This window comes from Pantoea sp. Cy-640 (assembly GCF_011752635.1).
Taxonomy (GTDB): Bacteria; Pseudomonadota; Gammaproteobacteria; order Enterobacterales; family Enterobacteriaceae; genus Pantoea; species Pantoea dispersa.
This window is the reverse complement of the sequence record NZ_VWXB01000007.1, coordinates 143,926-152,995: the sequence shown is the minus strand read 5'-3', so window position 1 is coordinate 152,995 and position 9,070 is coordinate 143,926. Positions and strand designations below refer to the sequence as shown.

General features: G+C 55.8%; 15 protein-coding genes. 2 read left to right on the top strand and 13 right to left on the bottom strand.

The features are described 5' to 3' along the window. Nucleotides 1-247 precede the first annotated feature (247 nt). From F3J36_RS17705 to F3J36_RS17680, 6 genes are read right to left on the bottom strand one after another with little or no spacing between them, the layout of a single operon-like run. Complete coding sequence (locus F3J36_RS17705; RefSeq protein WP_166720159.1) at nt 248-640, bottom strand: tail fiber assembly protein; 393 nt, start codon at nt 638-640, stop codon at nt 248-250. Continuing rightward, nucleotides 640-1,869: a phage tail protein gene (locus F3J36_RS17700; protein ID WP_166720158.1), complete on the bottom strand. Its 1,230-nt coding sequence runs from the start codon at nt 1,867-1,869 to the stop codon at nt 640-642. Before F3J36_RS17700 ends, F3J36_RS17705 begins: the two co-directional genes overlap by 1 nt. Further along, nucleotides 1,866-2,477 carry a phage tail protein I gene (locus F3J36_RS17695; RefSeq protein ID WP_166720157.1) on the bottom strand — a complete coding sequence of 204 codons (612 nt, stop codon included), beginning with the start codon at nt 2,475-2,477 and terminating at the stop codon, nt 1,866-1,868. Before F3J36_RS17695 ends, F3J36_RS17700 begins: the two co-directional genes overlap by 4 nt. Further along, nucleotides 2,474-3,388, bottom strand: a complete 915-nt coding sequence (locus tag F3J36_RS17690) for a baseplate J/gp47 family protein (RefSeq protein WP_166720156.1) — start codon at nt 3,386-3,388, stop codon at nt 2,474-2,476. The genes F3J36_RS17695 and F3J36_RS17690 overlap by 4 nt, the downstream gene beginning before the upstream one ends. After that, nucleotides 3,375-3,734, bottom strand: a complete 360-nt coding sequence (locus F3J36_RS17685) for a GPW/gp25 family protein (RefSeq protein ID WP_166720155.1) — start codon at nt 3,732-3,734, stop codon at nt 3,375-3,377. The genes F3J36_RS17690 and F3J36_RS17685 overlap by 14 nt, the downstream gene beginning before the upstream one ends. Beyond that, nucleotides 3,731-4,363: a phage baseplate assembly protein V gene (locus F3J36_RS17680; protein WP_166720154.1), complete on the bottom strand. Its 633-nt coding sequence runs from the start codon at nt 4,361-4,363 to the stop codon at nt 3,731-3,733. The genes F3J36_RS17685 and F3J36_RS17680 overlap by 4 nt, the downstream gene beginning before the upstream one ends. 98 nt (nt 4,364-4,461) lie before the next feature. Between F3J36_RS17680 and F3J36_RS17675 the strand changes: the two genes are divergently transcribed. Next, complete coding sequence (locus F3J36_RS17675; RefSeq protein WP_166720153.1) at nt 4,462-4,992, top strand: hypothetical protein; 531 nt, start codon at nt 4,462-4,464, stop codon at nt 4,990-4,992. A gap of 2 nt (nt 4,993-4,994) precedes the next feature. Further along, a complete protein-coding gene (locus F3J36_RS17670; RefSeq protein WP_166720152.1) occupies nt 4,995-5,360 on the top strand; it encodes a hypothetical protein in 366 nt (121 codons plus the stop codon). A gap of 179 nt (nt 5,361-5,539) precedes the next feature. Here F3J36_RS17670 and umuC read toward each other — a convergent pair whose 3' ends face one another. From umuC to F3J36_RS17640, 7 genes are all read right to left on the bottom strand, one after another. Continuing rightward, nucleotides 5,540-6,805 (bottom strand): translesion error-prone DNA polymerase V subunit UmuC, encoded by a 1,266-nt coding sequence (gene umuC, locus F3J36_RS17665; protein WP_166720151.1) that lies wholly within the window; start codon nt 6,803-6,805, stop codon nt 5,540-5,542. Further along, nucleotides 6,805-7,044 carry a DNA polymerase V gene (locus F3J36_RS17660; protein WP_166720193.1) on the bottom strand — a complete coding sequence of 80 codons (240 nt, stop codon included), beginning with the start codon at nt 7,042-7,044 and terminating at the stop codon, nt 6,805-6,807. The genes umuC and F3J36_RS17660 overlap by 1 nt, the downstream gene beginning before the upstream one ends. Before the next feature lie 242 nt (nt 7,045-7,286). Beyond that, the gene (locus F3J36_RS17655) at nt 7,287-7,733 is read right to left on the bottom strand and encodes a phage virion morphogenesis protein (RefSeq protein WP_166720150.1); all 447 of its coding nucleotides are present in this window, start codon (nt 7,731-7,733) and stop codon (nt 7,287-7,289) included. Continuing rightward, nucleotides 7,726-8,157 (bottom strand): phage tail protein, encoded by a 432-nt coding sequence (locus F3J36_RS17650; RefSeq protein WP_166720149.1) that lies wholly within the window; start codon nt 8,155-8,157, stop codon nt 7,726-7,728. The genes F3J36_RS17655 and F3J36_RS17650 overlap by 8 nt, the downstream gene beginning before the upstream one ends. Continuing rightward, nucleotides 8,120-8,359 carry an Rz1-like lysis system protein LysC gene (gene lysC / locus F3J36_RS24240; RefSeq protein WP_247653197.1) on the bottom strand — a complete coding sequence of 80 codons (240 nt, stop codon included), beginning with the start codon at nt 8,357-8,359 and terminating at the stop codon, nt 8,120-8,122. Before lysC ends, F3J36_RS17650 begins: the two co-directional genes overlap by 38 nt. After that, nucleotides 8,253-8,678, bottom strand: a complete 426-nt coding sequence (gene lysB, locus F3J36_RS17645) for an Rz-like lysis system protein LysB (RefSeq protein ID WP_166720192.1) — start codon at nt 8,676-8,678, stop codon at nt 8,253-8,255. The genes lysC and lysB overlap by 107 nt, the downstream gene beginning before the upstream one ends. Beyond that, on the bottom strand, nt 8,678-9,067 hold the full coding sequence (locus F3J36_RS17640) for a DNZ54_00345 family protein (RefSeq protein ID WP_166720148.1): 390 nt from the start codon (nt 9,065-9,067) through the stop codon (nt 8,678-8,680). The genes lysB and F3J36_RS17640 overlap by 1 nt, the downstream gene beginning before the upstream one ends. Nucleotides 9,068-9,070 lie beyond the last annotated feature (3 nt).

The window sequence follows — 9,070 nt, the reverse complement described above, 5'->3', positions numbered from 1 at the left end:
CCCAAGCAGAAGACTTCACAAGATTTGAATCATTAGATAGAGCATACATGAAAAACTTTGAACGTAAAGACGATGGTTAAGGTGCTTTGTAGTTCGATATGCAAGTGTATGATTCGTATTGCTATTTGTAGCTTAGTTTAAAAATTCAGCAAAAGATGATCTACTTCGTAATGGTCCAAATGATGCGGTACAAGAAATCGATTTTCGCGATAAAAGAGTTAGCTCTAATTGAGCTAACCCACTCATTTCATCTTGGTCTTACGGGCCATTCGATATTAAGTAACTTACCAATATCAATTCGGCTGAGTGCCACCCGGTAACGCTTCCATTCTGTCAGGCGGGCTATCTCAGCATCTGTTGCAATGCTGATATCGACCGCATCCTGAAGCGGCGCGATTGTCTGGTTTGCCACATCCATTTCAGCGCTAAGCCTGCTGCTGGCAATCAGTACTGCGTTCTCAGCTTCTGTAGCCGGGGCGCTAAACACGCCGTCACTGTAGCGATAATTTACATCGGGCTGTTCGGATAGCGCAGTAATATCCACCCATACCAGTGACGGATGATAGAGTTTTTCAGGCTTCACATTCAGCGAGACGATTTCAGCAACGCACTGATTTCCAATCCGGGCATAAGTTTTCATCAGCTGAACTCCTCAATGTAAATAATCCCGTTTGAACCATAATTGCCAATATATGGTGTTGAGCGAATATTACCGCCGCCGCCTGCACCAAATGTCGCCTGAGCACCTGACGTGGTTCCCTCTGCACTACGCGGGCCGCCTCCCCAATAGCTGACACCACCATCACCCGATCCGCCCCGGTAGGGGTTCGATGAGGCGCTGACCACGCCGGGCGCATCGCTGCCGTCTCCTCCCTGAATATTCAGATCGCCACCCACGGCCAGACCGCCACCACCACCGGCATCACCGGCAGAGTTTCCACCGTTTGCGGCTGTCAGCTGACCGTTGAACGTGCTGCTGGTTGACGATTTTGTTTCATTACTGCCCTGACCAACAACGCCCGCATAGGTTTTAGAATCATCAATGTCCAGCGTTGCGATCACCGTACCGCCAGCGCCACCGCCGCCACCGCGCGCGCGGTAGTTATCGCCCCAGCCCAGAAACCCATAACCGCGCCCGCCGCCACCGGTAACGATGATTCGGGCGCGTTTAGTGCCGGGTGTAGGTTTGTAGCTGATAGCGCCCGGCGTGGTAAAAATCTGGCGGCCAATAAAACGTCCGGAAAACTTTTCTGTTAAACCGAGGTTTTTAAGAACATCAGGCAGCAGCCCCGCATCGGCCATTTCTTTTAACGCGTTGCCGATTAAAGGGTATTGAGTATGCGGATTGGCGCTCTTGACGTGGTTTTCCATCACGCCATCAGCATAAGCCTTCACCTCGATTACGGCATTATCAACATATTGCCGGGTTGCCAGCACCACAGCCGGGTCTACCTTAAGCGTTACCGCGTCGGTGCTGCTGACAATGATCATCATGCGCAGGCGCTGCGTGCGCCCGCTGCCCTCCTGCAGCTGCGGCTTATAGGTTTCCGCCGTGTTGCAAACCGCAATCAGCGTGCCGTCAGCGTCAAACAGGCCCATTTCCCTGATCCAGAATCCGCCTTCCGTCTCCGGGATGACCTGCTCGGCAATAATCTGGCTGCTGTTGTTCTCGTCCACGGTCAGCGAGTTAAGCGCCGCGCGGCGCACCTCATTAACCAGCTTTGTCTGGCTGGCGTTCGGGGCTGGCAGCGTGCCGCCGCCATCACCGACGGCCATCTGCGTGATGTTCAGTTTGGTGCCGAGTGATACGGCGTTGGCAATCTTCGCCGCGCCGAGGTTGGTCACAATTGCATAAAATTTCTGTGTCATGGTCCCACTTCCAGCAGGTCAATTACGTGAACCGCCGCGCCGGCATACGCCGGGCCGCTGACGGAGATAATGTCGGGGGTGTAGGGGTAAACGGTAAGATCGTCGCCGTCGTAGCTGGCCGCGCCCGTATAGAACCGGCCCGCGCTCTGCAGGTTAATGGACATGCCGAGCATATGGCGGCTGCAGGGCTTCGCGTCGCTGATAAGTCGTTCCAGCTCCTGATAGGTTTCTTCCGTAATGCCCTGGTCTTCCACGCCGATATCGAGGCGAAACGTCCCGGGCGCGTCGTCGCTCTGCCACCACTCAATGACGCGGATCAGGAAGCCGAACGGCTCCACCACACGGCGTACCGCGCTGATGGTTCCCTTGTGCTGATGGATGTAAAAAGCATCCTGCACCACCTTGCGCTTGACGCTCTCCGCCCAGCCCTCGTCCCAGCGGTCCACCGAAAACGACCAGGCAAGATAGGGAAGAAAACTCACCCGGCAGGTGAGCGGATTCCACAGTTCGCGCAGCGGCACGTTCAGCCCGGAAAAGTCCGCGCAGGCCTCCGCCAGACGTCCCTCCAGTGTGGCCGAGCCGGGCGGCATCAGACTGCTGTTGCTCATGACGCCACCCCGTCAACGGCCACTGACACGTCGGTGCCGGTGCAGTTGCCGGCCTGAGTGCGGTCCATAATGATGTCCTCTGCCGGCTCGATCATTTCCACCCAGTCCACGCCAGCCACGCGCAGCACCGCGCCGTAAGACTCCCGGCGCACGCTGCGGCCCAGCTTTTTCTGTTCGGTAAGGTAGGCGGCAAGCCTCTCGTTTGCCGCCTCAAGGCACGGTCCGGCGGCCACGCCGTCGAACAGGTGCAGCTTCGCCTTAACGCTGTAATCGTGAATGGTTGCCGCCTGCGTGGTCACGCGGTCCGCCACCGGACGCACGCTTTCGGCGTTCAGCGCGGCGTTCACTGTAGCCAGTAAGTCAGCTGTTGCCGTGCCGTTGTCCTCGCGGCTTAGCACTGTGATCAACACCTCCGCCGGCGCCGGGCTGGTTGCGGACACGTCCAGCACCCGCCCGTCGGCGCTTTTCGCGTGAAACTCATAGGCGCCTGTCGGCCCGGCCACGGATAAACCCTCAAACGCCTCCGGCACGCGCACGCGCAGGGCGTCGTCGGCTTCCATCACTGCATCAACCGGCGGCACCGCGTCAGGGTTGGCCGGCGTCACGGTCAGGCGTTCCACATTATTCAGGGCGGCCAGCTGGTCCAGATCGCTGCCCAGCGCATAGGCCACCATAACCGCCTGCGCCGCCTCGTTAATGCGCTGGCGCAGCAGGATTTCGCGGTACACGCTTTCCTGCAGCATTTTCACCATCGGATCGGACTCCAGCGCCAGAACGCGGCGCACGGCCGCCTGCTGCTCTGCCGGATAAAGCGCGATCAGCGCCGCTTTTCGCTCAGCCAGCAGCGTCTCAAAGTCCGGCACCTCAATAATCTCCGGTGCCGGCAGCTGTGAAAGGTCAATTACTGCCACTGTTGCCCCCTGTCGGTACAGATAAAGCGAGCGGCGATCCGTCGTCGCGCTGGCCAGCCATCTCAACCACCATCGAGCCATCGTAGGCACTGGTAATGTTTAAGGTGCTCAGTCTGATGCGCGGCTCCCACCGGCTCAGCGCGGTGTATACCGCCGCCATTACCTGCAGGCGCGTGGCGTCATTCTGCGGGCGGTCAGTCAGCACCGACAGCAGCGAGCCGTATTCGCGCCGCGCTATCCTGCTGCCCTCCGGCGTCACCAGAATGTCGCGCACGCTCTGGCGGATGTGGTCAATGTCCGTGATCGCCTCGCCGGTGTCGCGGTTCATGCCGAGATACATTGTCATTTCGGACCGTCCGTTCTGCCGCCGCCGCGCTGGACGCCGCCGTGGTCATGGTCGTCTACCACCACACTGTTTGAACTCATTTGCCCCCCGCCCTGCGTCACGTCGCCGTTAATCTTCGCGCCGCCGTTCAGTACCGTGCCGCCATGAATAGCGGTATCTCCGGTGATTACGGTCGGGCTGTTAAGCCGCGTCTGGTCAGCGTTCACGACAAAGTGAGCGGTATTTAGCTCTATTTTGTCCGACGCCTCGATCAGCACGCTTTTGATGTTCCTGATCAGCAGCTGGCCGGATTCAGGCTCATACTGAAACCAGCCGCCGTCCTTAAACACGGTGGTGGCGCCGTCCTCTGAATAGTCAGGTGGCGGGAAAGCCTCGGAATAGATGGCTGGCAGCGCAAACGCGGTTTCCAGATTGCCGCCGAGGCTCAGCAGTACAACCTGCTCCCCCACAGACGGCTTCCACCACGTACGTGTGTTACCGGCGCGCAGGGTCAGCCAGTTGACCCAGTTGGTTTCAAGGTCGCCCGTTTTCACACGGCACAGCCAGTTCACCTTATCCACCTCGGACACAATGCCGGTGCGGATCAGGTTGGTGATGAGGCGCATGATTTCGGTGAGTTGCATATTCATAATGAGACTATGCGACCAGAGCAGCAGAAGTTAGAAGTCAATTCCCTTGTGTAGCGACTGACACAAGGCGATAATGAAAAAAAAAAACGGAGTTCAAAATGGAATATAGTAAAAAAGAAATAATCAGTTCATTGAGACACATGGATGAATTCAAAGTAATTGACGACCCCCTGAATGATAAAGATAGTGATATCTTGGTGGAATGGAAGGGCATCCCATTTTTTCTGTCAATCGATGACAAGCCTGATAACAAAAAGAGTGAATATAAAAAAACGAGGACGCCGTTTGGTGTTTATTTCTTTTATCCATTAGATGAAAAGTATAGCAAAATATCATTACTTGATAAATATCGATTGGCAGGCTATTTAACTAATGAAAACGATGGTATAGCTCATACTATGTATAGGGAGAGCGTAGACTGCATAATTACTTTAGCATCTCACCATCAGGCATTTGAAAGACTGCCTGAGTTCAAATTAATGCCTGCAGAGTTCAAATTTAAAGGTTTCAGGTATATTTTATTGAGTTTAATTACAATGTGCTTGGAGACTGCTAAAGATGTTGAAAGAGAGCTTGATGCAATTTTAGCCAACCCTGAAGAATTTCATAAAAAAATCAAGGTGTATTGATAATGAAAAAAAACCCAGAGATGCGGCTTTTCCTCTTGTCAATGCTAGTGAATATAATCACGTCTTTTTTGATTGGTTACAAATACAAAGATAATCTTATCGCCATATTATCTCCAGCGCTATATTATCAAGTGGTTGTTTTTTTATCCCTCTTACTTCCTCATGTCATCAAATATTTGGACAAAGAATTTAGGTTTTTCTGGTTAAATAGAAAAATAGAAAAACTCAAAAGGGAAATTGATGAATCTAAACAGCACCAGCTTGATGAAAAAACTCGCGAGATGTTTAATAATGTCATTAACAATAATGCAAGAACGAGCCAAGTCATTAAAGATATTCATGATGAGCTGGAGTCGATGACAAAATAGCTTTCAACTTAGGGATTTCCATCCACACGAAGATCTAGTTCGGCCTAGCCTGCCGATATGGCAAATCCCATTCGCCTCTAACAGGATACTGTCACCGGGTTTCAGCCGTAAAGATCTGTCAATATTCGCTACGCCGTCACAGGTTGGCACGTAAAGCGTTTCGGACGGCCGGGATGTAATCAGCATCGCACCACCGGCAGGTCTGAAACTTTTGTGGTATATGCCGGCGAAAGCATCTCGCGCTTCATCGCCCATGTGTTCTGTATACCCTGCCCTGCGAACCATAGATTCCCCTTCCCGCTGAGGTTAAGACCATCCATCACGCGCATCAGCGCCTCGCTGTTGGCCTGTGGTTTGTTTTCATCAAAGAGATTCAGCTGCGACACGCCTTCGCTGTAGAAATCGCCTAGCATCACGCCAGCCTTCATGTAGCGGTGCCCGTCAAGCCAGATGCGATCGAGCGCTTCAATGGCCACCCGGATGATGTCGCGCGTGTCGTTGGTTGGCGTAAGCACCTTGCCGGTCGATTGGTTGCCGTAGAAAACTTCGCCCACGGCGTGAGGGCTGGTCCGGACGAACACGGCTATCTGCGTGCAATACTGACGCTCGCCGCGCAACTTACCCGCGGCACGCGCGGCGAAGGTGCATATTGCTTCGCGCATATCTTCGTATTTGGTGATCCGGGAGCCAAATGAGCGGGAGCAGACAATCTGCTGTTTGGTAGGGGCAAACTCTTCCAACTGCAGGCATGGTTCACCGCGCAGTTCTCTGACGGTTCGCTCCAGCACAACGTTGAAGTGTTTGCGGATGGTGTAAGTGCTTTGTTCTGACAGGTCTCTCGCGGTCATGATGCCCATGGCGTTAAGCTTCCTGCTGATGCGCCGGCCGACGCCCCAGACATCCTCAACCGGGACCAGCGCCATGAGCCTGCGCTGACGGTCGATGTTCGACAGGTCAAGTACGCCGCCGGTCTTCGTCCACTTCTTGGCGGCATGGTTAGCCAGTTTGGCGAGCGTTTTGGTCTGCGCTATCCCTACGCCTACGGTCAGGTGCGTTTCCTGCTTAACGCGCGCCCGGACAGCGCGTCCAAAGTCCTCAAGCGGGTGATTGCGCTGCATGCCGTCCAGGCACATAAACGCTTCGTCGATTGAGTAAATCTCCACGGCCGGAGCCATGCTCTCCAGCGTGCTCATCACGCGGTTGCTCATGTCGGCGTAGAGCGCGTAGTTGGAGCTGAACACCTGCACCTTATGCCGGCGGAATTCATCCTTCAGCTTGAAGTACGGCGCGCCCATGGGGATTTGCAGCGCTTTAGCCTCTGCCGAACGGGCAATGACACATCCGTCATTGTTGCTCAGCACCACTACCGGCTTTCCCCGCAGATCGGGCCTGAACACTGTTTCGCAACTCGCATAGAACGAATTCACATCGACCAGGGCAAACATCACACACCGCCATTCGGATTAAACACCTGAAACAGGCGCTCTTCACCGTCAGTAGTCGTAATATCGCGGAACGTCGTGGTGTGCATCTCGATCCACTTATTGGCCGCACGCAGCGTGTAATGCCAGTTCAGACGGTCAAGCTCCCTGATGAAGTCGAGTGTGCTGATGGTGTAGCGGCCGGCAGCGTCGCGTTTCACCGCCTGCCGGAAAGCAATCATGATTTCGTAGTCGCGTGGCATGGTCATTTACCTCCGTGATAAATACTGTATGGATAAACAGTAATATCAATCGATAGAACTGATCAAGCCGCTGCGGTTGGGGTTTTTGTAAAGCCTTTGGCGGGTAAAGAGATTTAATTTTTAATGATGGAGACGTGGTACTTCTGTTCGCCGCCAAAGGGGCGCACGGCCGGCCGCTCAGGGAAACCATTGCACTCATTAATCCCGGCGTGCATGCGGTCATTTTCGGCGAACAGGGCTGCTTACTCGCTGAGCCAGCGCAGCAGCGTATCGCGCACCTTGCTCTCCACCTCCGCGTTTACGCCCAGCAGCGGACGCTCGGCGTATTGCACAACCGTGCCGCGCCGGTTTACGCGGTCCCGCAGCCCGTAATGGTGGACGCGCGCCAGCTTCTGCACCGCCGGCACAAAACTGATTTCGGCCGCATTGTCGTCTGCCTGTGCCTTCAGATATTTGGCAGTTTTGAGCTTCGCAAACATTTTGCGGCGGATGCGGCCCGGCTTGCTTCGGGCGCTGACGCGGCGCGGTTCCCACGCGGTGCCGTCCGGCGCACGCTGCGCGGTGATATTGGCCTGCTGAATGCGCCGCACGTCGCGCGCGATCTCACGCAGCATCTTTCTGCGCGCCGCCGGTGCCAGCTGCGTCAGCAAAGCATCCAGCCAGGCGTCAACCTCATGCAATTCAGCCATGACTTACCGTCCAGTATTCGTCCGGGGTTTCCGGTTCCGGCACGGCTTCCACCGACATCTTTCCGTCCACCTCGCGGGCGACCACGCGCTCGGTCAGCCGGATATTCATGCTGATGTCGCAGCGGTCATTGCCGAGGATATCGACCTCAAACGCGAACAGCTTTTCCCGCTCCGCGCTGTTCTGCAGCGCGTCCGGCTGGTTCTCCATCAGCCAGAACAGCACCGGCGCCATCAGCAGGTTCTGATCGCCGGTAAAGTCGGTGATCACCACGTTCAGCGTGTAGCGGTATTCCCACGACATCGAGGCGGCGGAGGTGGCGACCAGCTGCCCGGCGTCAACAAACAGGTGCAGCCTGTCGGGGTTTTCCTCCACATAGGGCACCGACTTATTCAGGACGCGACGTAAGGACTGCGGCTTGTTCATCGTCTTTTTCCTGACAGCTGATAATGGTGTCTACCTTGTCGGCGCATGCCGCCCAGGCGGCCTCCGTTTCATCCAGCAGCGCGTTCAGGTCGCCGTTAATGCGCGGCCCTGCCGGGTCGAGCTGGCAGCGGGTGATTTTCGGACAGCCACTGACGGTAAGACTCACCTCCTGCGAGGGCCGGACGCTGGCGCAGCCGGACAACAGGATCAGGCAGAGCGGTGTCAGACCAGCGGCGAAGGTCTTCATTTTCACGTTTCAGTTCCTCAATGGTTCGCTGCCGCTCGCGCAGTAATTTGCCGTTCTGCTCGGCGGCGGCAAACAGCTGTGTCTGCGCGCGGCTGCTGCTCTGCGTCAGGATATTCAGGGCAATCAGCTGGCCGTTTTTCTGTGAAAGATTTTTGCCCTGGCTTTCAATGGTGATCGCCTGCGCATCAATGCGGCTGTGCGCTGTACTGAGCCGCCAAGACTGCACGCCGAGCGCGGCCAGCAACGCGCATACCAGCACCGCAAGCGCGCGCATCATACAGCCGCAGGCTCTGCAAGCTGGCTGCGCAGCAGGTTATAAATCACCACGGCCAGCAGATAACAGACCAGCGTGATCACCCAGCCAGAAAAGGCCAGCGACATCACGATCAGCAGCTTCAGCAGCCAGCCTGCATATTTCGGCGCGGCCTGCGCGCCGCTGCCGGCAAGCACCTTTTGCAGCGCCGCCTTCAGGCGCTGCCGGGTCGCGCCTTCAGAAAACAACACCCCCACGGCGCACCCGGCCAGCGATCCGGTGAAGATATTGATCAGCCAGACAAGGGCGACCACGATATGCATTGCCGCGCCGTTCTGGCTCATCAGCGACATCATCACAAGCGTCAGCAGCACGCCCCACACCACCAGACCCTGATTATGTTTACTCATCTC

Coding starts and splice junctions, on each gene's coding strand:
- F3J36_RS17705 (WP_166720159.1), bottom strand. CDS start 640: ATGAAAACTTATGCCCGGATTGGAAATCAGTGCGTTGCTGAAATCGTC.
- F3J36_RS17700 (WP_166720158.1), bottom strand. CDS start 1,869: ATGACACAGAAATTTTATGCAATTGTGACCAACCTCGGCGCGGCGAAG.
- F3J36_RS17695 (WP_166720157.1), bottom strand. CDS start 2,477: ATGAGCAACAGCAGTCTGATGCCGCCCGGCTCGGCCACACTGGAGGGA.
- F3J36_RS17685 (WP_166720155.1), bottom strand. CDS start 3,734: ATGACAATGTATCTCGGCATGAACCGCGACACCGGCGAGGCGATCACG.
- F3J36_RS17680 (WP_166720154.1), bottom strand. CDS start 4,363: ATGAATATGCAACTCACCGAAATCATGCGCCTCATCACCAACCTGATC.
- F3J36_RS17675 (WP_166720153.1), top strand. CDS start 4,462: ATGGAATATAGTAAAAAAGAAATAATCAGTTCATTGAGACACATGGAT.
- F3J36_RS17670 (WP_166720152.1), top strand. CDS start 4,995: ATGAAAAAAAACCCAGAGATGCGGCTTTTCCTCTTGTCAATGCTAGTG.
- umuC (WP_166720151.1), bottom strand. CDS start 6,805: ATGTTTGCCCTGGTCGATGTGAATTCGTTCTATGCGAGTTGCGAAACA.
- F3J36_RS17660 (WP_166720193.1), bottom strand. CDS start 7,044: ATGCCACGCGACTACGAAATCATGATTGCTTTCCGGCAGGCGGTGAAA.
- F3J36_RS17655 (WP_166720150.1), bottom strand. CDS start 7,733: ATGGCTGAATTGCATGAGGTTGACGCCTGGCTGGATGCTTTGCTGACG.
- F3J36_RS17650 (WP_166720149.1), bottom strand. CDS start 8,157: ATGAACAAGCCGCAGTCCTTACGTCGCGTCCTGAATAAGTCGGTGCCC.
- lysB (WP_166720192.1), bottom strand. CDS start 8,678: ATGCGCGCGCTTGCGGTGCTGGTATGCGCGTTGCTGGCCGCGCTCGGC.
- F3J36_RS17640 (WP_166720148.1), bottom strand. CDS start 9,067: ATGAGTAAACATAATCAGGGTCTGGTGGTGTGGGGCGTGCTGCTGACG.